The sequence below is a fragment of the Trinickia terrae genome (genome assembly GCF_005144415.1).
Classification (GTDB): domain Bacteria; phylum Pseudomonadota; class Gammaproteobacteria; order Burkholderiales; family Burkholderiaceae; genus Trinickia_A; species Trinickia_A terrae.
The window spans coordinates 252878-275687 of sequence record NZ_SWJE01000010.1 but is presented as its reverse complement, the minus strand read 5'-3'; the positions used below and the strand labels follow the sequence as shown (position 1 = coordinate 275687).

Below are 22810 nucleotides of genomic sequence, written 5' to 3'. Positions count from 1 at the left end.
TCCCTCAACGACATGACCGCGCCTCGCGAGGCGCGGCAGGGGGCTCTTTTGCCCTCGCAAAACGAAACGACAAGGAGACATGCAATGAAGTCGATCGGAACGGGCGCTTTGCCCGCTGCTTTGTTCACTGCTTCGCCAAACTGGAAATCGGGCGCGGTGCGCTTTTCGTCGATCGCGTTCGCCGTGGCGATGCTCGCGAGCGGCGCGGCCTTCGCGCAGGAGAGTTCGAGCGCGCCGGCCGGCATCGCCGGGCCGGCGGGCGACGCCGCGAATCCGGCGCCGGGCGCCAGCAAGAAGGACCCCAGCGCGAAGCAGGACGCCAGCGCGAAGCCGCAGCGGCAAGCGCCGGCCACGGCCAAGCTCGCGCAAGCGAACGCGACCAAGGAGGCTTCGACCGATCGCCCGACCGCCACCCAGGGCATCCCTTCCACCGATCAGCTGGGCGTCTCGCACATCGGCAACGTGGCCCCCGAGCCCGCCGAGAGCCCGCGGCAAGGGCCGCTGTCGGGACTGGGCCAGAAGCTCAACGACTGGGGCTTCACGCCCGTGATCAACGCCGTGCAGATGTACTTGGCCAACCCGAGCGTTGGGCAGGAGACGGGCAATCACGAGGCGCTGACGTTCTTCTCGGTCGGCGGCGACTTCGACTTGCAGAAGATCGCCGGCTTCAACGGCGCGACGATCCACTTCCAGCAGCTGTTCGTGCCGTTCACGACGAACCTCGCCTGGGGCAAGCAAGCCGGCGACATCCTCGCCGGACAGCCGGGCCCTTACGTGCCCAAGGTCTCGCACCTCACGCTCTTCACCTGGGAGCAGAAGGCGTTCGGCGACAGGCTCGACGTCGAGGCCGGCAAGAGCAACCCGGGCCTCTACTTTGCGGCGCCCGTCTGCAACCAGGGCTTCGGCTGCCAAAGCGCGATCCTGCAGGACAACGCCGGGCTGAATCCGCCGATCTATTCGAACTGGGGCGCGCGCGTGCGCTACAGCTTCACGCCGGCGCTCTCGGTGCAGGCGGGCGTGTGGCGCTCGAACCCGGCGTTCCCGTTCACGAACGGCTGGGAGTGGACCGACAGCGTGCCGGACAGCAACTCGTGGCTCGCCAACGTCGTCTACCGGACGACATATCAGACCGATCCCTATCCGAAGAGCTATGAGCTGATGCTCTATCACAACACCGCGACGCAAACGGACCCGTCCACGTCGCAAACGCACAACGGCACCTCGGGGGTCTACGTGGGCGGGCGGCAGGTCGTCTACCGTCCCGACGGCGGCTTGAACGGCGTGCCCGATCCGACCGCGCTCAGCGTGTTCGGCAGCGTGACGGGCAGCCTCGACGCCCATTCGAGCACGGGCCTCGAAATGACGGGCAACGCGGGTCTCATTCTCGAGGCGCCGTTCCGCAGCCGTCCGCACGACAGCTATTCGGTGAAGTTTTCATGGGCGACCGTCACGCCGAGCGAGCAGCGCTTCCTGCAGCAGCAGAACCTCGCGGCGGGCGGCTCCGGCTATACGGTCGGACGCACCGAATACGCGCTCGGGCTCGATGCGAACTTCGCGATCACGCGCAGCATCATCGCGAGCCCGTTCGTGATGCGCACCTGGCGCACCGATGCCTGGGGCAATCCGTCGACCGCCATCACGCCGAAGAACGGCTTTGCGGCCGGGATTCTGGTCAGCTTCTTCGTCGACAAGATGCTCGGGCTGACGGATCACTGAGCCGAGCCGCGCCAGGCATTACGCGCTCAGCAGTATCCCGCTGCGGCTCGGCCGCGTGCCCGTGACGCGCCCGAGCGGCGCGCCGGCCGTCACGAAGCGGATCGCGCGACGCATGTAGAACACGCCGTCGGTGCGGCTGCGCACGGTGGTGGTCTCGTCGGTGAGCGGGTCGACGATGTCGAAGAGCGCATCGCCCGCGCGGATGCGCTCGCCCGTCGCCGCGCGGTGCACGAGGATGCCGCTGGCCGGCGCGTAGAACTGCTCGCTGCCGGCGAGCGGCGTCGGTTCGTGCAGCAGGGGCGGCAGCGGCTTCGGCTCGCCGCGCACGGCGCCGCGCTCGCGCAGGAATTCGATGATCGCGCCGGCGTCGCGGGTGGCTTCTTCGTACGAGACGTCGTGCTGGCCGCGGCATTCGATCGTCGTGGCGATCGTGCCCGGCGGCAGCAGCGAGGGATCGGCGAGCTGCTGTTGCAGCGTCCACCACGGCACGCTGTGGGCATCGTCGAACGACTGGCCGCCGGAATCGTTCGCGAGCAGCGACGCCTGTGCGCCCAGGTAGCGCGCGAGCGGCTCGAACTGCGGCCAGGCGGTGTCGGTCGTGTAGAGGTGCAGCGTCGCTTCGAGCGAGCAGTGCAGGTCGATCACCACGTCCGCGTCGAGCGAGAGATCGAGCAGCGCGCGCTGCAGCGAGTCGAATTCGGTGCGCGGCTTGTGCTCGGCGAGCGCTTCGCGCATCAGCCGCCGCACGGCGGCGACGTTCTGCCTGGGGTTCGTGCCGAGCGTGCCTTCGAGCGTGCCCGCGAGGCCGTCGAACGCCGGGAACTGCCGGTTGAAGTTCCGTCCGCTCGCCAGGTCGAAGCGGCCGACGAACTGTCCCAGCACATGCTGTGCGAGTCCGATCGGGTTCGCGACCGGCACCAGCACGACTTGCGCGTTCAGCGCGCCGGCCGCTTCGAGCTCGGCGAAGCGCCGCTTGAGCAGCACCGCGACGAGCATCGCGGGAATCTCGTCGGCGTGCAGCGAGGCCTGGATGTAGATCTTCTCGACACCGTCGGCCGGACCCTGCGGGCCGAAATGAAAGCTGGTGAGTTCGCGGCGCGTGCCGATGGCCGGGGGAATCAGAAAAGTCGAGCGCGTGTGCATGGGCGGATAAGCGGCAAAAAAACGAATGAGGGGCGGACGAGGGGGGATTCGTGCGCCATCGTAGAGCGCCGGCTCGCCGCTGCGAAGCGGCGTCGCGGCTATCATGATCGTTTTTTCCGATCGCCTGCCGGATTTCCCCTCGATGGCCTTGACCCTTGCCCAACTGCGCGTCTTTGCCGCCGTCGCGCAACACGGCAGCCTGCGCGGCGCCGCCCGCGCGCTCGACCTCGCTCAAAGCAGCGTCACGCAACAACTGCAGAATCTGGAGCTGGAGCTTGGCTCGCCGCTTTTCACGCGCTCGAACCGCGGCATTGCGCTGACCGTCTACGGCGAGCGGCTGCTGGCGCGCGCGGGCTCCATCCTCGGCGAATGCGAGCGGACCGAGCACGAGATGCGGCAGCTGCGCGGCGACTATGAAGGCAGCGTGTCGCTCGGCATGACCGCTGAGCCGATGATCGACACGCTCGCGCCCGTGCTCGCGCAATACCGCGCGCGCTTCGACAAGGTCCAGGTCCATCTCGTGAGCGGCACCTCGCGCAAACTGATCTCGTGGCTGCGCGGCGGCACGCTCGATTTCGCGGTTGCGTTGGCCGGGCCGCACACCGATACCCAGGATCTCGCGGTGACGACGCTCTATGCCTCCGATACCGCCGTGGTGTGCCGGCGCGATCATCCGCTGCGGCACGCGAAGACGCTCGCCGAGCTGGCCGAGTGCGAGTGGATCGGCACGCGCCAGCCGGGTCTCGCCGGTTCGCAGGGGACACCGCCCGCGAACCGGTTGATCGATCTGTTTGCCGGGCACGGCCTGCCGCCGCCGCGCGTCGTCGCCACGACCGAGGCGCTGCTCGACACGCTGCATCTCGTCGTCGAGACCGATTGGCTCTCGCTCGAGCCGTCGATCGTCACGCGGCACCGGCTGTTCGGCGGCGCGCTGGCGTCGATCGAGATTGCCGAGCGGCCGGCGGCGTCGAACGTCTGCGTGATGCAGCGCGCGAGCGTGCCGCTCACGCCCGCGGCGCAGGAGCTTGCCGCGATGATTGCGTCGTACGCGCGTATGATCAAACCCCGCGAACTTTGATTCGACCTCACCACACGACCCATGAATTCCACTCCCGAAGTCTCCCGGTCGCGCGCGATCCGCATCCTGAGCCCGCTCGAGGCGCGCGTGATCGGCGTGCTCGTCGAAAAGCAGCACACGGTGCCCGATACCTATCCGCTTTCGCTCAATGCGCTCACTTCCGGCTGCAACCAGAAGACCGCCCGTGCGCCGGTGATGAACGTGACCGAAGCGGAAGTGCTCAACGCGATCGAGGACCTCAAGCATTTGAGCCTCGTGTTCGAAGGCAGCAGCAGCCGCGTGCCGCGCTTCGAGCACAACCTCAATCGCGTGCTCGGGATTCCGAGCCAGGCGGAAGCGCTGCTGACCGTGCTGATGCTGCGCGGGCCGCAGACGGCGGCGGAGCTGAGGTTGAATTCGGCGCGGCTGCATGGGTTTGCGGATGCGTCGTCGGCGGAGGTGTTTCTCGAGGAGTTGGCGGAGCGGGAGCCGCCGCTCGTCGTGAAACTACCGCGCGCGCCGGGCGAGCGCGAGAGCCGCTGGGCGCATTTGCTGTGCGGCGAGGTGAGCGTTGTGCCGGCAATGGGCGCGGGCGATGCGGGTTCTGAGAGCGTGGCGCTCGAGGCGGGCCTCACGCTCGCCGATTTCGACGCGCTGCGCAGCGAGCAGAAGCGGCTTGCGGGGGAGGTGGAGCGGCTCAATACGCTCGTGGAGCATCTGGCGGCGGAGCTCGGGATTTCGATCGACGAGCTCGGGAAGCGGTAGCGGCTGCGTGGGCGGCTTCCGAGCCGCCCTGGACGCGTCTGGCCGAGCCTAAACGGCGGTAGCGAGCCAGTTCCACCAAAAATAGCCATAGAGGGCTTGAGAGCCCTGGATTCGCGTATACAGCGCGAAGCTCGTTGCAACGCCCTCCGTTCCCGTCGATATGACTCTGGCATCGAAACTGCGGAAAACCTGGGCTTGCGTCGAAAGGAGCAGGTCGCTCGGTGCTTCCGGGTCCGGCGATATAGCGTTGACGCTGGTCACTTGAACGGCGAATGGACTAAAGACATTGGCGCCGGAAAAGTGACGGAGGGTGTAGACGTCCACCACGTCTTTGGCGTTGTCGCTTATCGACGTTCCTCTAAAGGCCACGGAGTCCCCCACGTTCACGCGCAGATTCTGATCGCCGGTTCCGTCCCCGTTGCTATTGAGCATGTAGACAGCTCTGGAGCTGATGCCGGTCGGCCTCTGCCAACTCTTGCTCGGGTTGGGATACATCTTCTTGACGTATTCCGTGTTGACGACCGCAAGAATGTTGACGAGTTGGGCCGTTGCTTCGAAATTGACGTCGTTCAATTCGGATGTCATATCGAACCTCCATTGAAGGGTATAGGCAGCCGGGGCGGCATGCCGGGCGCGGAGAATATGCGCCGAGGCAAGTATTGCAGTCCTTGTTTGCCAATGTAGCTGTTAAATCAGATAGGCAAATTGCTTAATCACGGCGGCTGTCAGAGTTGGCAGGTAACGTTTTAATTTTCACCGTTCTTAGTATGATCAAAGAGGTAAATTGGATGGAAATTGGCTCGTTGCGATTGACGAGCTATTTGCCCTGACGCTGAAGTCAGATTTTTGACACAAAATCCAAATCGCATATGAACACAAAAGCTCACGGAATCGACGTGCTGTTGGTCATCGACGCGAAGCATGTCAAAAACGCTTACGGGCCAAACCAAGACCCGGCGCATCCGGTGCACATCGCGCCGGACTGCCTGTTCATGGTCTGCGCCGGATCGCGCAGCATCGCCGGTACGCAGGATCGGGCGGAAGCGGACATCCGGGCGAAAGCCGGCGACAGAGTGTCCCTCAGGGGGATTTCAGTGCAAGGCAACGCAGACGATGCCGTGATCCTTTACAAGGTGCAGCCAGCCTCGGGCGCTTGCGTGTTCGAGCGTTTCAAGCCGAACGTTCTTGTGAGGGCGCGCGCCGTGCAGCCCGATCCTGATTCGCCGGACCGCAACGGGTTGCCCTCACTCGAAAGCGAGGCCAGCTTCTCAAGCTTCGAAGCGAAGGTGAAGGCGCCTGGCAGCGATGTCCTCGAAATTACGTTTGCCCTCTACGCTCTCAACTCAACGAGAACAAGGCAGGAACCCTACGGCTACTACTCCTGTAATCGCATTGTCACTGTTCGCTAATCGGCTGCGCCGTGGTTTGGTATGAGATGTCATTTCCACTGGTCTATTTCAAGGTGGCGTTTATTCGATGCAGGAATATGGATTCCAGTTTTTCGCTGGTTTGTCATTCCAGGTAATAAAAAGATTCGCCTACCTGTTTACTTCATCAGCTGTATTTGTCCAAAAATAAGACGAAATTACGAGTGACGCGTTTATCACGCGTCTTCGAAATGGAATCGTCAACGTTGAAAAATGGAGGATTCTCATGGCAGATGTAAGTTTGGCGGCATCAACCGCGCACATCCAGATACTCGCAGTTATCGACACCGAGTACATCAAGGCGACGAGTCCCAATCCCAGCAAGGACTGGAAGAAACCGACCGGCCTTGCGCATATTGGCCAGTTCCTGCTCGTCACCGGCTCGCGAGGCGTTATCAGTGGACAGGGCACCGCCGATCTCGAGTTCAGGGCGTATCCGGGCGATCTCGTGTCGTTCACCGGCACATCGATTCAAGACAATTCCGATGACGCAGTGATCTTGTACAACATCGCGCGTTACTCGGGTGACGAGGTTTTCAACCCGTTCCAATACAACGGGGTCACCAGGAACGGCGCGGTGCAGCCCAACCTGGAATCGCCGGATCGCAACGGTCTGCCGGCGGTCCAGCGCGTAGAGAGTTTTGCGAGCTTCGACTCGAGAGTGAGGCAGAGCGGCCGGGAAGGGTTCGGCATCAGCTTCGGGCTTTATACGCTGGTCGGCGGGCAAAAGCAGGAACTGTTCGGGTACTACTGGTGGGACCCGTATATCACTGTCCCGGCGTGATGGGACTGTGGGCCGTGATTCCGCATTCGTGACTCACGGTGCGGAGACGCTACGGTAAGAAACGCCGGATGCGGGCAAACGCTGTCTGCGTCCGGTCGAGTGAACGTGTTTCTGTTTTACCCCCGCACCGGTTCCGCCCGGTTCGCCGCTTCGCGGCGGTACTGAATCGGCGAGATCCCACGAGCAGCCTTGAACGCGCGGCTGAACGAGAACTCCGACCGATACCCGACACGCGATGCGATCTCGGTGAGCCGCAGACTGGTTTCTTGAAGCAGCCGCGCGGCAACGCCCATTCGCCAGCGCGTCAGATAGCTATGTGGCGGCTCTCCCACCGAGGCGCTGAAGTTGCGGGCGAACGCAGCCCGCGACAAACCGGCTTCCTGCGCAAGTTGTTCCAGTGTCCATGCACGTTCGGGCGCCTCGTGCATGCGCGCAAGCGCCCGCGCCATGTGCGGCGACCGCACCGCCGAAAACCAATCGTTGGCCTCAGGAAGCGTCGTGTCGGCCCAATCGCGCATGAAGTAGACGAACAGGGACGAAAGCAGGTTGCGCACTACGATCTGATTGCCGAAGTTGGGCGTCTCCACTTCGTTGCGGAGCATGCGTAGCGTGTCGCTCAGCGGGGAACATCCAGGTTCTACGCCGGCGCGCAGCGACACGGCCTGCGGTAGCGCCCGCAAGGCGGGAAGCGCCAGTTGCTGATCCATGTTGAACTGTCCGCAGATCAACGTGACGGCCTTGGGATCACGATCGACGACACCATCGCGCCTGGCCAGGAACGCCTCCAGCGACGTGGTTTTCCCGCGCGCCGAATGCACCACTTCGTGCGCATCGCCACGCGGCAACAGGACCAGCTCGCCAGCCCGCAATTCCATGCTTTCCGTGTCCGGTCGGCGTATGAAGGCGCGTCCTTCCGCCACGAAATGGAACACCACCGCGTCGCTAGGTTGTACGGCAAACCCCCACGGGCCTGCCATGCGCGTGCGCGCCAGCACCAGTCCGTCGGCGCGCACCGCTTTCAGCCAACTGTTCAATGCATGCATGACCGCATCATCGGCAAAATGAGACGAATTGATATGTTATCGCACGTTATGCACATGGTTTGTCTTTCAAAAGATTGCTTCAATGACGAGGCCGACAAATCAGGAGTCAAATCATGAACAGAGAGCTCATCCAACACGCGCTCGACACCATCTACAACCACGTTTTCAACGAGGGGCAAGCCGACCGGCTGCCTGGCCTAGTTTCCGGACCATACATTCAGCACAACCCGCTGTTCCCGAATGGGCTCGATGGGATCATGGGCTACATCAAGCAGGCAGGGCGCATACCTTGCGAGGTGAAGCGCGTCGCCATCGATGGCGATCTGGCCTTTGTGCATGTGCGCTATTTGGACTGGGGCGGCCAGGAAACCGCGGGAGTCGACATCTTCCGCTTCGATGCCCACGGCAAGATCGTCGAGCATTGGGACGTGCTGCAGCCGGTACCGGCCTCCTCCAACAATGCCAACACCATGTTCTAGGAAATCACATGCCCGCTTCATCGCCCGACCCGATCAGCGACGCCGATCTCGTCGCAACACTGTCAGGTTTCAAAAACGCCTACGCCGAAGTCAACGGTATCCGCCTGCACTATGTGGAAGGCGGGGCCGGCGCACCGCTGATCCTGCTGCCGAGCTGGCCGCAGACCTGGTGGGAGTTCGGGCGCATATTGCCGAGGCTCGCTGAACGCCATCGTGTGTTCGCCGTCGACTTTCGCGGCATGGGCAGCTCCGGCAAACCCGACGGCGGCTACGACAAGAAAACGATGGCGTCCGACATTCACGCCCTCGTATCCCAGCTTGGCCTGGGCGCGGTGAATATCGCCGGCAACGATATCGGCGCGATGGTGGCCTACAGTTTTGCGGCTAACTATCCGGAGGCTACGCGTAAGCTGGTGATGATGGACTCGCCGCATCCATTCGCGGTATTCGAGCAGATCCCGCTACTGCCGGCGGCAGGCACCTACGATCTGGAGAATCCGGCGCGTGCGGTACACCCGTGGTGGTTCGCTTTCAACCAGATTCCCGGGCTCTCGGAACGCGTGTTCGCGGGCCGCTATGGCATCGTGCAGGATTGGTTGTTCGACTACTTGGCAGTCGATAAGACAGCAATCACCGCGCACGACCGCGCCGTCTATGCAGCAGCCTACGACAGCCCGGATGCGCTGCGCGCTGCCAACAGCTGGTTCTCCTCCTTTGCAACCGACATCGCCGATGCTGGCGGCTATGCGCCGCTGACCATTCCTGTGCTCGGGTTAGGCGGCATCAGCTACGACTTCCTCGCCGCGTTCCTCGGCACGGCTGCTCCCGACGCGACAGTGTTGAAGCTACCCAATACCGGGCACTGGATCCCAGACGAGCAACCGGAAGAAACCGTACGGTATCTCAACGAGTTTTTCGGGTAACGGCTGGGGCACTTCTTGGGAAATATCTGATGCCGTCCGTACTTTGTCCCTCGGCAGCGAATGGGACACAATGATCGAACCCACGGGCGCCTGCACCGCAGGTGTGAAGGTGCGCATCACTCGCCAGCGTATGGTCGGAACAATCGCCCGACACAGTGGCGCGGACATAGCAGCCGGAGTAACGCCCGGCCGCCCGTGGCAATCGGTTTTGCGATCCTTGGCAACTGGTTATCGAGCCGCCAAGACGTCAGGCCTCAAGTGTCAAGGCAGCGGATGCGCCTTGAAGAACGCGAGCATCTCATCGGCCAGCACCGCTTGCTGCGGCCAGCGAATGTGCCCGGTCTTCTTCGAGATCATCGAGCGGCGCGGAGAGGACGGTTTCGGCGAGGGCAATTTCAAGGCGCTGTTCGAATCCCAGGAGCAGGACCAGGCGCGGCGGGGATCGCTTGGCGCCAAGTAGCTCGGCCATTCACCTTTTTACTTTTTATCTTCCAAGGCACTTGTCATGCGTTCTTCCAAAACGACGGTCGTACTCGCGAATCCCCATCCCGTTCTCGGCAGCACCGAGGTCTTCAAGGCATTCAACTACGCGCCTGCCGTGGCCGCAGGCGGGCTGCTGTTTGTCGCCGGTCAGATAGGAATCCGGACCGATGGCACCATTCCCGAGCGCGTCGAAGAGCAGATCGATCTCGCGTTCCGGCGGTTGGGCGCGGTGTTGGCGGAAGCGGGGCTCGATTTCGGCGACCTCGTCGAACTCGTCACCTATCACGTCGATATCGATAAGCAACTGGCGGCGTTTCGCGAGATCAAGGACCACTACATCAAAGAGAATGCGCCTGCATGGACGATTCTCGGGGTGGCGGCGTTGGCCAGGCCGACCCTGTTGGTCGAGATCAAAGCGGTTGCTGCGATGCGCGGCGTGTGATCTTCGAGCGAGCCGGAGCGCCGCGAGCGGTCGGAATGGATCGATCGTTTCATGAGAGGCATGCCCCGGCTCGCTTGGGACTTTTGAGCAATTTATTCGGCTATTCGAGCATCAGCAAGCTCATCCGGCGGGCCTAAAGTGACGACTCCGCTTCAACGTTTGTACAAGGAGTCTCACCATGAGCCGCATCGCCATCCCCGTCATCCGCTCCGCGACCGGCGCCACCGCCGTGATCGCGCAGATTCATCGCTTTCTGGCGGCGCGCGCCGATTCGCCGGGGATTCGCTAGCGGTTGTTTCGCTGGCGGGTCGATGCTGTCCTCCCCGTGGCGCTTCGATCAAAACGAGGCTTTGCCTATGGACGCGCCGCCGTCCACATACAGCGTCTGACCGGTGATGAAGCCCGCATCTTCGGACAGTAGAAACGCAATCGCTGCCGCAATTTCGTCGGGTTTTCCGAAACGCCGCATGGGCACGGCGGCGAGGTAGCGTTGCTCGCCCTCGCTGCCCGGCGCGTTGTTGGCGCGGAACAGCTCCGTTTCGGTCGGACCCGGCGCCACGGCGTTGACGGTGATGCCGGTATCGGCCAGCTCCAGCGCCCACGATCGCGCGAAGCTCACGAGAGCGGCCTTTGCGGCTGCGTACGCGGTTCGCTGGACGATGCCGAGCACGGTCAGGCTGGAGATGTTGACGACGCGTCCCCAGTGACGTTCGCGCATGCCGGGCAGCAGCGCCTGGACGGTCTGCACGGCGGGATGCAGGTTGAGCGACAACACCTCGTCCAGATCGTCGAGATCGACGTTGCCGATGGACTGAGGGCGCACGAGGCCGACGTTGTTGACCACGCCGTCTATCGCATGACGGCGCGCCAGATCTTGCAGTGCGGCTGCGGTCGCATCGCGATCCGCGAGGTCGACCCGCACGAGCTCGCCGGGGAAGTCGGCATCCTCGCGCGCGAGACCGATGACACGATGTCCGCTGCGCGCGAGACGTTCGGAGAGCGCTCGTCCAATACCCTTGGTTGCGCCCGTGATCAGGAAGGTTCGTGCAGTCATTCGATGCTCCGAGTGAGCGTGAAGAACCGCGCCGTTGGGGCGGCGCGGGCAGACAATGCTTGGATGCGATCTTCGGGGAGCGCGCGTCGCGCGGGTAGGCGGCCGGGGCGAATAACTCCCATTCTTTGCAGGCATGGACGCCTGGTGCGCGCCAAGAAAAAAAATCTCGCGGACGCTATGCTTGCGTGAACAGTCAAGCCAGTACGCAAACGACCACATAACGCGGCGGGCGGGTTCACGCGGAATCCGCCCGGCATGCCGCGCCAGCCCGCGCGAGGTGATAGATGGACGAACGCGTTCGCGACGCAACCACGCCCCAACCCAAGCCCCCCGGCCCGGCCGTGCCCTCGACGCTGACCGGCCGCACCCGGCTCGCGATCCGCGAAGTGCTCGAGGGCCGCCGCACGGGCCTGTCGATGATCGTGCCGCTCGCGGGGCCGGCCGTGGTGGTGTCGGTCGCCTACATGGACCCGGGCAACTTCGCGACCAACATTCAGGCTGGCGCGCGCTACGGCTATGCGCTCCTGTGGGTCGTGCTGCTCGCGAACGTCGTCGCGATGCTGTTCCAGGCGCTGTCGGCCAAGCTCGGCATCGTCACGGGCAAGAATCTCGCCGAGCTGTGCCGCGCCTATTTCCCGACGCCGCTCGTGCTCGCGATGTGGGCCGTGAGCGAAATCGCCGCGATGGCGACCGATCTCGCCGAGTTCCTGGGCGGCGCGATCGGTTTGTCGCTGCTGATTCACGTGCCGCTCATCGCCGGCATGATCGTCACCGCGATCGTCACCTACGTGCTGCTGCTTTTCGAAAAGGCGGGCTTCAGGCCGCTCGAGCTCGCGATCGGCGCGTTGGTGGGGATCATCGGGCTCTCGTATATCGTCGAGCTCTTCATCACGAATGTCGCGTGGCACGGGGTGTTCGGCGGCATGTTCTCGCTGCGCCTGCCCGACGCGGACGCCGTGACCATCGCGGTCGGCATTGTCGGCGCCACCGTGATGCCGCATGCGCTGTTCCTGCATTCGGGGCTCACCAAGAACCGCGCGATCGCGAACACGCCCGGCGAGCAGCGCAAGCTCGTGAAGTTCTCGGACATCGAGGTGGTGATCGCGCTGACGGTCGCGGGTCTCATCAACATGGCGATGATCGTCATGGCGTCGGCGGCGTTTCATGCCGGACACCCCGAGGTCGCCGAGATCCAGACCGCCTATCACACGCTTGCGCCGCTGCTCGGCATCGGCGCGGCGGGGATCTTCCTGCTCGCGCTGATCGCGTCGGGCATCTCGAGCTCGGTCGTCGGGACGATGGCGGGGCAGATGATCATGCAGGGCTTCGTCGGCTTCCAGATTCCGCTCTGGCTGCGCCGCGTGATCACGATGCTGCCGAGCATCGTCGTGGTGGCGATGGGCGTCGACGCGACGCGCGCGCTCGTCGTCAGCCAGGTCGTGCTGAGTCTCGCGCTGCCGTTCCCGATGGCGGCGCTGGTCTGGTTCAGCTGCCGGCGCAACGTGATGGGCGAGCACCGCAGCTCGCCGTTCCTGGCCGTCACGGCGAGCGCGGCGGCCGCGGGCGTCCTGGCGCTGAACGTCGTGCTCGTGCTGCAGACGTTCGGCGTGAGCGTCCCGGGGTTGCCGGGCTGACGCCTGCGGCCGTCACGTCATGCGGGATTCAGCGCCGCCATGCCACGGCGCAGGTAGGTGATGAATTCCGCGTCGATCCAGCTCGATTTCAGGTCCGGCTCCCGCTCGAGCGCGAGGCGGATCTTCGCCTGCGTCTCGGGGTTGTCGGTCGCGTAGGAGCGGAACAGATCGAGCCAGCGCAGGCAGAGCGCGCGCATCCTCGGATCGTCGGGCGCCGTGCCTTTCTTCATCGCCGCGTGGACCTCGCCGATGAGCGGCGGCCACTCGCGCATGCGCTTGCCATAGTTCTCGCGCACGAAGCGGAACTCCTCGGGCGTCAGGCAGCGTTCGAAGACGGCCAGCTTGATCTCCTGGCTGGCTTCGAGAATGAACGCGCGCATCTCGGGCGAGATGCCGATGCGCTCTTGCAGCGACGGCTCGTTCAGGTACATCTCGTCGAGCTTCGCGAAGAGGGTGGCGCTGCCTGCGGTATCGCGCTCGAGCAACGCCATCCAGCGCCGCGCGAGCACCTGGGCTTCGGGCTCGCGCGGCGTGACGTTGCGCTCCAGCGCCTCGCGCACCTCTGCGGCCAGATCGCGCCATTCGGCCGCTTCGCGAGTGTCGGGATAGAGAAAGGCGAGCCGTTCGAGTTCGTCTTCGGAGAAATATTTGTCGTACATGGTCATCGATTCCAGAGTCGTCAGCCAATCGGCAAGCTCCGGTTCCTCCCCGCGCGTCAGCTGATCGCGCAGGCGCGACAGACGCTCGTGCAATCTGGTCGCCCGCTGGATCTGGTCTTCGAGCATGTGCAGCTGCTTGTCGACGAGCGACGCGAGAGGCAGGTCGGTGCCCGCCAGGAACGCCCCGATCCCGGCCAGCGACAGGCCGAACCGCTGCAACGCCTGGATCTGATAGAGCCTGGCGATGTCGGTCCGGTCGTAGAGGCGATAGCCGCTTTCGGTGCGGGCAGAAGGGGTGAGCAGGCCGATGTCGTCGTAGTGATGGAGCGTGCGCACGGTCAGTCCGCACTGCCTGGCGAGCTCGCCTATCTTGAGCAACATGGGGTTCTCCTTCTTCTCTTCTGCGTGCGATCAGGCTAGGGCCTCTCGTTACGTGAGGGTCAAGTGTATCGAATGACGCCAATCTGTCAGCCGCCTGTCGGCGCCGCCATTGTTTCTTTTGTTGAAAATGTCTCTTGTCGACTCAGTGATTTGTACCGCGTGTTTCCGCGCCTATTCTTGAGCCGTTCGCTAAGAACAAGGTGTTCGAAGCGGTTCAAAAATCATCTATCGAGGTAAATCATGAAGACTCAACTGTTCGCTGTTGCCGCTGCCGCCGTGCTGCTCGCTTCGCCGCTCGCTTCGTTCGCGCAGCAATCGGATGCGCCCGTCACGCGCGCCGAAGTGCGCCAGCAACTCATCCAGGTCAAGCAGGCCGGCTATACCGGCACCAACAACGTGATCTATCCCGCCGACATCCAGGCCGCCGAAGCGAAGGTCGCGGCCGCCAACTCCGACGCGCAGACCGGCTATGGCCCGGCGCTCACGAGCAAGACGCAGGCAGGCCCGGCCCGCGCAGACTCGATCGACGGCGTGAAGCCGGTCTATTTCGGCGGCCAGTAACGTGAGCCAAGCGCGGCGGGATGCCGGTTGGGCATCCTGCGCGCGCTCCTGAACTCGCGCGGCGTTCTCCCCGGCATTCCCCTGACGTTCCCATTCCCTCCCGCTTCTCCTCCAATAGCCTCGTCCGTCGGCTTATCGTAAGTTTGCGCGCCCGCGCGGCCCGGCATCGGCTTGTTTAATCCAACGCTCAAATATTCGCCTTAACGGATCCGCGCTAGGCGTATACGCGCGGTCGGCGATCGAAAAGCCCGGTTTCAAGCCGATATATGCGCTATGACATGTGCTGCATGCTCTCGGCCCGATGGGACGTGATGTTGTGTTCGCCTACCCTTCGCTACGGCAAAGTGCAATGACGGGGCTGACAGAAAAGCGCGTCCACAGCGCGACAACCACGACGACTCGCCCGTCCATAGACATTGCTGGCAAGCCTACTAGAGATAGATTCGAGACAAACCTGATGACGGCCCGCAGCGGCCGTTTCAGCATGCTGATAAAGGAGCAAGCTCATGAGTGATACCCAGGCGCAGCCGGTGGTCGGCGTCGGCGCGGAAAGCGACTTCGGCCCCAAGGGGGGCATCGATCGGTACTTCGGGATTTCCGCGCGCGGCAGCACGCAGCGCCAGGAAATCGTCGCGGGCATCACCACCTTCCTGGCGATGGTCTATTCGGTGTTCGTCGTGCCCGGCATGTTCGGCAAAGCCGGCTTCGACACGAGCGCCGTGTTCGTCGCCGTCTGTCTCACGACGGCCTTCGGCTCGTTGCTGATGGGCCTGTGGGCGAAGCTGCCGATCGCGATCGGCTGCGCGATCTCGCTCACCGCGTTCACCGCGTTCGGGCTCGTACTCGGCAAGGGCCTGCCGCCGGCCGTGGCGCTCGGCGCCGTGTTCCTGATGGGGCTGGTGTTCACCGCGATTTCGGTGACCGGCGTGCGCTCGTGGATCCTGCGCAACCTGCCCACGGGTGTCGCGCACGGCACGGGCATCGGCATCGGCCTGTTCCTGCTCTTGATCGCCTCGAACGACGTGGGTCTCGTCGTCAAGAACCCGGGCGCCGGCTTGCCGGTGTCGCTCGGTCATGTCACGTCGTTCCCCGTGATCATGTCGGTGATCGGCCTCGCGGCGATTTTCGGCCTGGTCCGCCGCCGCGTGCCGGGCTCGATCCTGCTCGTCGTGATCGCGATTTCGGCGGCCGGCGTCGCGTTCGATCCGGACGTGAAATTCCATGGCTTCTTCGCGCTGCCGTCGCTTTCCGCGCCGGGCCATGCATCGCTGATCGGCGCGATGGACATCAAGGGCGCGCTCTCGCTCGCCGTGCTGCCGAGCGTCCTCGCGCTCGTGATGACCGCCGTGTTCGACGCCACCGGCACCATCCGCGCGGTGGCGGGGCAGGCGGGCCAGCTCGACGAGAACGGCCGCATCGTCAACGGCGGCCGCGCGCTGACCGCGGATTCGCTGAGCTCGATCTTCTCCGGTTTCCTCGGCGGCGCACCGGCTGCGGCCTACATCGAATCGACGGTCGGCGTGGCCGCCGGCGCGAAGACGGGCATGGCGGCGGCGGTGGTCGGCCTGCTGTTCCTCGTCGTGATGTTCCTCTCGCCGCTCGCGGGCCTCGTGCCGTCGTATGCGACCGCACCCGCGCTGATGTACGTCGGCCTCATGATGCTCTCGAGCGTCGCCAAGCTGCACATGGACGATATGGTCGACGCGATGTCCGGTCTCGTCTGCGCGGTGTTCATCGTGCTGACCGCCAACATCGTGACGGGCATCATGCTCGGCTTCTCGACGCTCGTGATCGGCCGTGTGGTGAGCGGCGAGTTCCGCAAGCTCAATGTCGGCACGGTGGCGATTGCGGCGGTGCTGGTCGCTTTCTACGCCGGCGGCTGGGCGATCTGAGGCGATTTTTTTGGGCGTTGCCGTGACATGTGGGCGGCAACGCGCCGAGAGAACGTTGTCTCCTCCACCATCCTTTTCGTTGGTGGTCTTCAAAGCCTGGAATCCGTTTCCAGGCTCTTTTTATTGGGGCTTCGCCGTTTATCTTTTACAGAGCGAACTAGAAATGCCGCGCGGAAATAATTTCACGTGGCGAGAAGAAATTACCGTTATCCGGTTTGTATGTAAAACGAGAGGAATTAATTTCCGGATTCGGGTATTTTGACATTTTTTGATTGGCCGATTCTTCTGGTGTTTCGTAAAATCGCGCTCACGCGCGGGGGCGCGACAGCCAACAAGAAGAGGCGGTATGGGTGCGCAGGACGTGATTGGAGCGATGACCGGCGGGCTGCTGCAAAGCGACCGCCTGCTCAAACTGGATAATCCGCTGGGTAATAATGTTCTGCTGCCTCAGCGAGTCGCGGGTCATTCACGGGTTGGCCGTCATTTCGAATTCACCGCGGATGTCGTATCGACATCCGAGACCATCGAACTGAAGACGCTGATTGCCCAGCCGGTGACGCTCTGGATTCAGCAGAGCGACAAGTCCTATCTGCCTCATCACGGCTACGTGCATACGGTCCGCCGCCTTGGGTCTGATAGCGGCTTGACGAGTTATCAGATCGCCTTTGCATCATGGATGCACTTCCTGCGTTTTCGCACGGATGCGCGCATCTGGCAGGACAAGCCGGCCGACCAAATCCTGACGGATGTTTTCAACATGCATCCTCAGGCTCAAGGTGCATTTCGCTTTGCACTGAGCAAACCGCTGCCCTCCCGTTCGTTCTGCATGCAATACGAGGACGACTGGAATTTCGTTCATCGACTCATGGAAAGCGAGGGACTGTTCGGCTATTTCGAGCAGGCGAGCGACGGCAAGTCCCATACGCTCGTGGTCACGGATAACCTCGGTGCATTTCAGCCGCTCTCGCCACAGACAGTCGAGTTCTATCGCGCGGGCGCCAACAGCGAAACCGATGCGCTGGTGCAGTGGTCAGGCACGCGGACGCTGCAAAGCACGACGCTTACGACTCGCACCTTCGATTACAAGGCGCCGGGTTCTTCTGCCAATCCGAAGGGCACAAGCGTTCCCACGCTGCCTACGCAGGGAAATCTGCCCCAGCAGGCCGAGGTGTATGAATACACCGGCGCCTATACCTACGGCGACCAGGATCGGGGCGATGCGCTCTCGAAGATCCGTATGGAGGAGTGGGAATCGCGCGCCAAGCGGTTCCATGGTGCCGGTGGTGTGCGTGGTGCGGATGCGGGTCGTTGGTTCGAACTGGACGATCATCCTGGCCATGCGACAGATAGCCAGCAAAACCGGCAGTTCGCCATTGTCGAGACAGCGTGGTTCATCGAGAACAACCTCCCGGCATCGAGCCAGGCGGCCGATTATCCGCACAGCTTGAAGGCCAAACTGGCAAGTATCAAAGCCAATCAAACCGGCGCGATAGTCGCGCACGCCGATGGCAGTGAAGGATTCTTTCTCGTTGAGATCGAAGCGCAACGCAAGGCTGTGCCTTACCGCAGTCCGCTCGAGCATCACAAGCCGGACATGCACTTGCAGTCGGCGATCGTTGTCGGCCCTGCCAACGAAGAGGTCTACACAGACTCGCTGAACCGCATCAAGGTGCGCTTCCATTGGGATCGGCTCAATGACGGCGATGAAAAAGCGTCGTGCTGGGTGCGCGTCGCGATGTCCGATACGGGCGGTGGATACGGTAGCGTTCACGTACCGAGAATCGGCGAAGAGGTCTTGATCGATTGGGCCGACGGCGATTGCGACAGGCCCCTCGTAACAGGCAAGGTCTACAACGGCGCAACGCAACCTAACTGGCATTCCAACGGCCTGCTGTCCGGCTATAAGTCCAAGGAATATCAGGGCAGCGGCTACAACCAGATGGTGATGGATGACGCGACGGGGCAGAACCGCGTTCAGCTTTATTCATCCAGCGCCAATGCCCAATTGCATTTGGGTTACCTGATCGACCAGAGCGGCAATGCGAGAGGCCGCTATCTGGGCAGCGGTTTCGATCTCAAGTCCGATGCCTATGGTGCCGTGCGTGCGGGCCAGGGTTTGTATGTCACGACTTACCCGGCTGCCAGCCAGCCGCTGGATGCACGGGAAGCAAGCTCGCAACTGGTGAATTCGGAAAGCGTGCTTGAAGCGATGTCGGAGGCGAGCACTACGCATCAGGCCGAAAGCCTCAAGGATGGCTACGACTCGCTGAAGTCATTCACTGATGCGACGCAGAACACCGTATCGGGTTCGTCATCTGGGGGAAGCACGGCGGGCGGTGGAACGGGCAATGCCAATGCGTTCAAGGAACCGGTCATGCTGTTCGGCAGCCCGTCGGGCATCGCGCTGTCTACGCAGCAGTCCGTTCACATTGCGAGTGATGCGCAGACCAACCTCGTCAGCGGACAGAGCACACACATCGCGACAGGAAAATCGCTGATTGCGAGCGTGGCGGAAAAACTCAGCCTGTTTGTGCAGAACGCCGGGATGAAGCTGTTTGCGGCCAAGGGGAAGGTGGAGATCCAAGCGCACTCGGACAACATCGAACTGACCGCGCAGAAGACCGTAAAGGTGCTGTCTGCAACGGAAAAGATCGAGGCGGCCGCGAAGCAGGAAATCTTGTTGACCTCAGGTGGTGCGTATATCCGCATCAAGGACGGCAACATCGAGATTCACGCGCCGGGCAAGATCGATATCAAAGGAGGTCAGCATTCGTTTGCTGGTCCAGCGAGCAGCGACTACCCACTTCCTACCATGCCCGGCTCCACCGCATCAAAATCCGGAGCCTTCGATGAACAGGTTCATTTGAGCGATGGAAGGGGAGTACCTCTTTCGAATACCCCCTATACCATCAGAAAGCACTCTGGCGAAATTCTTCATGGCGTGACGGACAGTACAGGACACACGGAACGGCTAGCTACGGACTCTGCGGAGCCGTTCGAGGTCTATATCGGTCATCGGGAAGACCTGTGATTGGAGGTGTTGAGTATGAGTGATAATCCAAGTCCGGCGGCTACTCCGGTTACGAATACGACGCCGCATTCGGTGGTCAAGGCGCAGGTTTCGCGACTTGCAAAGCCATGGGCGATTTCTGCAGATGGAATTCAATTTGTTGCTGACTGGGAAGCGTTTAGGGCCCAACTCTACGATAACGATGGTGCCGGCCATAAGGGCAACACCACTATCGGATATGGGCACTTGGTGCATCTTGGTCCTATATCCGGTGCCGCTTCTGAGACTCCATTTAAAAAAGGGATGACCAAGACGGATGCCGCAGACTTGTTGAAGAAGGACCTGTCCGACGCAGAGCGTATAGTAAATGAAAAGGTGACCGTGCCACTCTATCAGTATGAATATGATGCGCTTGTCGATTTTATCTACAACGCACATTATCACGGTGTACCGCTACTCGAATTTGTGAATAAGGGGCAGTATGCCGACGTGACGAAAAAACTCAAGGAATACAATAAAGCAGGCGGCAAAGTGTCGAAGGGGTTGGGACACCGCAGGGATAGCGAGTCAGATCTGTTTGATAACGGAAATTATGATGCGAGCCATTGATTTTTTTATCTGTGCCGTTCTGTTGTCACCTCTTGCCTGTCATGCAAGTGAGGATTGCAGCTCCGACAAACTGAATCGCGAGCAGGAGTTGAGTTGCGCACACAACGAGGAGCTTCAAAAGGCGGTTCTTGCGGAGAGACTTTACGGAAGCATCCGTCACGGGCTGAGCGGGCCCCAACAGAGTCTTTTGGAAAAGAATCATTTGGCGTGGGTGAACAAAAGGGAAACGGATTGTGCGTTACAGCGGGATGCGTTCAACGATTGGGGGAAGGACAGTGTTCCGGATGCGGATTTCCAATATCAAGGATGTAAGAATAGCGTGCTCGACCAGCAGGTGCTGTTCTATGAGGGCCTAATATGTCCGGACTCGCTTGAAACAGGGGATAAGCCTGATTGCGAAAATCTGCAAAAGGTTTTGCGTCGCTGATCTAGGTTTTTTTGATCCAGGATGCGGGAATTTGGATAAGGGTTAATGCTTTGATCTGCAAGAGTCGATCGATGCAATCAAGGCGTTTATGGGCTCCGGTCCGAACGCAAAGTACGTCTACGATAATTTTCGTGCAGGCTCGACTGGTACGCATGGAACCACCATCGGCGGGTCTCGGTTTTGGTTGTCTAGCGTAGGAACGGAGCTGTCCGATGCGACGCCTTAAACATCTTTGTGTTGCACGTTCGGCAACCGTTTTGCTCGGTGGCGCCCAGAGCGCGTTTTCCGAAAACCCTGTCATGCAGCTCGACGTGGGGGAGTTGACGATTTTTCAGCAGTATGGCGAGTTCGTTAAATTTCAACTCAAGAATCGGCAACTCATTCAGATTTCGGACGGTGTGGAGTCCCCATACTCGGCTATTTCCTGGAGTGAGTCGCCTATTGGCGTGCGAGTGAGTTGGGAACTGGACGCGAAAGGAGGTAAGGTGGCACGCACATTCCGTTTGCTGGATATGGTCAAATGAAACGATGGTTTGCGTTAGTGTGCGGGTTAATCTTTGCCAGTTGCGTCAGCGCGCAAGAGATGACTCGTGTTCTTCGGTGTCCCTTGGGACACGACAAATCGAGATCGGTGGAACTTCTTCGAAGCCATCCGATTGCCGACACCAGCGTGTACTACCTGAAGCGAGGTACAGAACCGCCCGCACTCATCTATTCTGGCGACGAGGACCAGTCTCGCGGGGGGGATCTCAAGTCGGAGTGCTCGGGCTCGGGGGAGCGTGTCTTGGTTATATCAGGCGAATTCACGTCCAACTATATCCAGGGTGTAGCCATACGCTACAACGTAGAGACCAAGGAATGGGAGCGTATGGATTTTGCTGAGCGCGCGCGCCCGACGCGGGTTTATCTCGGTCGCGAGGGAATGAGAGTGGTCATTCGGAACCTAGGCAACGAGACGGATAAGAAATACATCATCTACCGATATGTTGCTGGCTCAGGACAAACATCCGAGCCGGAGACTTCGAACGAGATGCCGAGGAACGACCACGGTGAGGTCGTCACTTTGCATTAGCAGTGTGCCGTTTCGTTTAGGTCGTGCACAGGTCAATATGCAATTGGCAAGATTGTCGGAACGGTTGGGTTAGCGCTTTGCGCGCTTGCGGCCTTTTCGACGAACCATTCGCTATCGACTGCGGCAACCGGCCAGGAGGAACGGATCTCGCGAGCGCCTAAACAAACTATCAGTGTGCGGGAAAGGATAGAAAAGATGCTCAAAAAAGCGTTGCGTATTATCGGGCTTTGCGTGTTTGTGCTAGGCAACTGGATTGCTTTGTCGATGCCCTCACATGCAGCCTCTTGCAATTCACGCTCATTTGCAGACTATCCGGCTGCTTCCGGGAACGCGCAGCCGCAAGCAGCGACCCACCCGGTGCTCACCAGCAAAAAGGCTCAGCTGTTTCGAACGGTTATCCGTAACGAATTCTCTGAGCCCGCGAATTTTGCAGGCCACTATCGCGTGGCGATTTGGGGATGCGGAACGGATTGTCGCGATTTTGCGATCCTCGACAAGGATACGGGAAGTGTCTATACGATGCCGGGAGAGTCGGAGGTCAACGGTGTCATGGGTAATGACGATGAGCGAATCAATTTTAGAATGGACAGCAAATTGTTCATCATTTCCGGTTGTTTCAACGAGAACGAATCGTGTCTTAATAAGCCAGAAAAATTGTTTTATGAGTGGACTGGAAAAACATTGCGGTTGATTGGCCGATGTCGGCTGGACGTCGAAAGCGTGAACTGACTTGAAAAGTCGCCAACGAAAAATCCGTTCGGTAGCGATCCGATTTGGCTTGTCCTTTCTGTCACTCGTTAGTGCGACCTCGAGTAACGCGACAGATGGTGTCGGAGAGGAGACTCAGGTTGCGATCGTCGTTGGTTACCATGACCGTAACTTGGCCTCGTTGCATCAGCTTGAGGACGAGCTTGATGCCGTAGCGAGAGCGGCGCATACCGGGGAACTCGACGGAGACGAGGTGGCGTTGGATGGCAGTCAGGTGTCGATTTACATGACTGCCCGACAGGTCGACCTGCTGATAAAGACGATACGCCCTGTTCTGAAGGCACACGAATTCTCGCGCAATGCTCGTATTATTCCGGGTGGCTAAGCGCACAGCATTCCGGAAATGAATCGTCCGCTTATAAGAGGCACGGGAGGATCGTCTCGGGTCGGTTTCAGCCTATAAGAAATTTACCCGGACACCTTGGACACTGCCTTATCTGATAAGGGTTCCAGCCGTCCGGGTAGATGTCTGACGCTTTCT

General features: G+C 61.3%; 22 protein-coding genes and 1 pseudogene. 18 read left to right on the top strand and 5 right to left on the bottom strand.

Translation table 11 applies throughout. From position 1 onward, the window contains the following. The first annotated feature begins 84 nt into the window (after positions 1-84). Entirely contained in the window at positions 85-1716 is a 1632-nt protein-coding gene (locus FAZ69_RS19700) for a carbohydrate porin (protein ID WP_136896755.1), read from the top strand. A gap of 18 nt (positions 1717-1734) precedes the next feature. On the opposite strand, the gene FAZ69_RS19695 is transcribed toward FAZ69_RS19700, so the two are convergent. Beyond that, positions 1735-2859 carry a succinylglutamate desuccinylase/aspartoacylase family protein gene (locus FAZ69_RS19695; RefSeq protein ID WP_136896878.1) on the bottom strand — a complete coding sequence of 375 codons (1125 nt, stop codon included), beginning with the start codon at positions 2857-2859 and terminating at the stop codon, positions 1735-1737. A gap of 142 nt (positions 2860-3001) precedes the next feature. Between FAZ69_RS19695 and FAZ69_RS19690 the strand changes: the two genes are divergently transcribed. Both FAZ69_RS19690 and FAZ69_RS19685 read left to right on the top strand, forming a co-directional pair. Then, positions 3002-3937 (top strand): LysR substrate-binding domain-containing protein, encoded by a 936-nt coding sequence (locus FAZ69_RS19690; RefSeq protein ID WP_136896754.1) that lies wholly within the window; start codon positions 3002-3004, stop codon positions 3935-3937. 21 nt (positions 3938-3958) lie between these two features. Further along, positions 3959-4681: a YceH family protein gene (locus FAZ69_RS19685; RefSeq protein ID WP_136896753.1), complete on the top strand. Its 723-nt coding sequence runs from the start codon at positions 3959-3961 to the stop codon at positions 4679-4681. Between the two features lie 48 nt (positions 4682-4729). Here FAZ69_RS19685 and FAZ69_RS19680 read toward each other — a convergent pair whose 3' ends face one another. Continuing rightward, complete coding sequence (locus FAZ69_RS19680) at positions 4730-5266, bottom strand: AidA/PixA family protein (RefSeq protein ID WP_136896752.1); 537 nt, start codon at positions 5264-5266, stop codon at positions 4730-4732. Positions 5267-5577: 311 nt separating this feature from the next. Between FAZ69_RS19680 and FAZ69_RS19675 the strand changes: the two genes are divergently transcribed. Further along, positions 5578-6090: an inclusion body family protein gene (locus FAZ69_RS19675; RefSeq protein WP_169708704.1), complete on the top strand. Its 513-nt coding sequence runs from the start codon at positions 5578-5580 to the stop codon at positions 6088-6090. A 244-nt stretch (positions 6091-6334) separates the two neighbouring features. Next, on the top strand, positions 6335-6892 hold the full coding sequence (locus tag FAZ69_RS19670) for an inclusion body family protein (protein ID WP_136896750.1): 558 nt from the start codon (positions 6335-6337) through the stop codon (positions 6890-6892). Between the two features lie 116 nt (positions 6893-7008). Here the strand turns inward: FAZ69_RS19670 and FAZ69_RS19665 are convergent, their stop codons facing one another. Then, entirely contained in the window at positions 7009-7935 is a 927-nt protein-coding gene (locus FAZ69_RS19665; protein ID WP_136896749.1) for an AraC family transcriptional regulator, read from the bottom strand. Between the two features lie 113 nt (positions 7936-8048). On the opposite strand from FAZ69_RS19665, the gene FAZ69_RS19660 reads away from it, so the two are divergent. The 4 genes and pseudogenes from FAZ69_RS19660 (at position 8049) to FAZ69_RS19645 (ending at position 10262) form a co-directional block, all read left to right on the top strand. After that, positions 8049-8414, top strand: a complete 366-nt coding sequence (locus FAZ69_RS19660) for a nuclear transport factor 2 family protein (protein WP_136896748.1) — start codon at positions 8049-8051, stop codon at positions 8412-8414. A gap of 8 nt (positions 8415-8422) precedes the next feature. Beyond that, positions 8423-9337, top strand: coding sequence for an alpha/beta fold hydrolase (locus FAZ69_RS19655; RefSeq protein ID WP_136896747.1), 915 nt, complete (start codon positions 8423-8425; stop codon positions 9335-9337). Between the two features lie 337 nt (positions 9338-9674). Then, positions 9675-9797 (top strand): annotated as a pseudogene (locus FAZ69_RS34005) (4-hydroxyphenylpyruvate dioxygenase); the annotation flags it as partial. Positions 9798-9842: 45 nt separating this feature from the next. After that, positions 9843-10262, top strand: coding sequence for a RidA family protein (locus FAZ69_RS19645; RefSeq protein WP_136896746.1), 420 nt, complete (start codon positions 9843-9845; stop codon positions 10260-10262). A 337-nt stretch (positions 10263-10599) separates the two neighbouring features. On the opposite strand, the gene FAZ69_RS19640 is transcribed toward FAZ69_RS19645, so the two are convergent. After that, positions 10600-11316, bottom strand: coding sequence for an SDR family oxidoreductase (locus tag FAZ69_RS19640; RefSeq protein ID WP_136896745.1), 717 nt, complete (start codon positions 11314-11316; stop codon positions 10600-10602). 284 nt (positions 11317-11600) lie between these two features. Between FAZ69_RS19640 and FAZ69_RS19635 the strand changes: the two genes are divergently transcribed. Continuing rightward, positions 11601-12950: an Nramp family divalent metal transporter gene (locus FAZ69_RS19635; RefSeq protein ID WP_136896744.1), complete on the top strand. Its 1350-nt coding sequence runs from the start codon at positions 11601-11603 to the stop codon at positions 12948-12950. A 17-nt stretch (positions 12951-12967) separates the two neighbouring features. On the opposite strand, the gene FAZ69_RS19630 is transcribed toward FAZ69_RS19635, so the two are convergent. Further along, the gene (locus FAZ69_RS19630; protein ID WP_136896743.1) at positions 12968-13990 is read right to left on the bottom strand and encodes a MerR family transcriptional regulator; all 1023 of its coding nucleotides are present in this window, start codon (positions 13988-13990) and stop codon (positions 12968-12970) included. Between the two features lie 240 nt (positions 13991-14230). Here FAZ69_RS19630 and FAZ69_RS19625 point away from each other — a divergent pair, with 240 nt between their 5' ends. The 8 genes from FAZ69_RS19625 (at position 14231) to FAZ69_RS19590 (ending at position 22654) form a co-directional block, all read left to right on the top strand. Continuing rightward, positions 14231-14551: a DUF4148 domain-containing protein gene (locus FAZ69_RS19625; protein WP_136896742.1), complete on the top strand. Its 321-nt coding sequence runs from the start codon at positions 14231-14233 to the stop codon at positions 14549-14551. 506 nt (positions 14552-15057) lie between these two features. Beyond that, positions 15058-16443: an NCS2 family permease gene (locus FAZ69_RS19620; RefSeq protein ID WP_136896741.1), complete on the top strand. Its 1386-nt coding sequence runs from the start codon at positions 15058-15060 to the stop codon at positions 16441-16443. Positions 16444-16789: 346 nt separating this feature from the next. Further along, entirely contained in the window at positions 16790-19474 is a 2685-nt protein-coding gene (locus tag FAZ69_RS19615) for a type VI secretion system Vgr family protein (RefSeq protein ID WP_240702344.1), read from the top strand. A 15-nt stretch (positions 19475-19489) separates the two neighbouring features. After that, positions 19490-20062: a lysozyme gene (locus tag FAZ69_RS19610; RefSeq protein ID WP_136896740.1), complete on the top strand. Its 573-nt coding sequence runs from the start codon at positions 19490-19492 to the stop codon at positions 20060-20062. After that, positions 20049-20489, top strand: coding sequence for a lysozyme inhibitor LprI family protein (locus tag FAZ69_RS19605; protein ID WP_136896739.1), 441 nt, complete (start codon positions 20049-20051; stop codon positions 20487-20489). Before FAZ69_RS19610 ends, FAZ69_RS19605 begins: the two co-directional genes overlap by 14 nt. A gap of 212 nt (positions 20490-20701) precedes the next feature. Continuing rightward, positions 20702-21013 (top strand): hypothetical protein, encoded by a 312-nt coding sequence (locus FAZ69_RS19600; RefSeq protein WP_136896738.1) that lies wholly within the window; start codon positions 20702-20704, stop codon positions 21011-21013. Positions 21014-21756: 743 nt separating this feature from the next. Continuing rightward, positions 21757-22290 carry a hypothetical protein gene (locus tag FAZ69_RS19595; protein WP_240702342.1) on the top strand — a complete coding sequence of 178 codons (534 nt, stop codon included), beginning with the start codon at positions 21757-21759 and terminating at the stop codon, positions 22288-22290. Position 22291: 1 nt separating this feature from the next. After that, positions 22292-22654 carry a hypothetical protein gene (locus tag FAZ69_RS19590; RefSeq protein ID WP_136896737.1) on the top strand — a complete coding sequence of 121 codons (363 nt, stop codon included), beginning with the start codon at positions 22292-22294 and terminating at the stop codon, positions 22652-22654. The last annotated feature ends 156 nt before the right edge of the window (positions 22655-22810 follow it).